We start from the raw sequence: 328 nt of genomic DNA, 5'->3' as shown, positions 1-328 counted from the left end.
CGCGTTCGGCTACCCGGTGATCGTGAAGCCGACCCTGGGCGCGGGCAGCCACTTCGTCTTCCGCTGCGACGACGAGACCGAACTGACCGAACGCTACGAACAGGCCGCGCGCGGCATCCAGGACCTCTTCTGGGCCAACTCCGAGGCCGACGGCATCGACCTGGGCCCCAACGGACTGCTCGTCGAGTCCTTCCTCGACGGCAGGGAATATCTGATGGAAGCCGTCGCCTGGGACGGCGAGGTGTACCTCGGGTCGGTGGTGGACCGCATCACCGCCGAGGGCGGGACGTTCGACGACGACGTGCACCACGCGCCGACGTCGATGAGC

General features: G+C 68.0%; 1 protein-coding gene. It reads left to right on the top strand.

All coding sequences use genetic code 11. The features are described from left to right. Window positions 1-16: 16 nt before the first annotated feature. Window positions 17-328, top strand: a 312-nt coding sequence (locus ADK67_RS14400) for an ATP-grasp domain-containing protein (RefSeq protein ID WP_269435999.1), incomplete at its 3' end; no start/stop codon positions are given.

The organism is Saccharothrix sp. NRRL B-16348 (assembly GCF_001280085.1).
Classification (GTDB): Bacteria; Actinomycetota; Actinomycetes; order Mycobacteriales; family Pseudonocardiaceae; genus Actinosynnema.
Note: the sequence above shows the minus strand (reverse complement) of the source record. Positions and strands in the feature narration are given on the sequence as shown.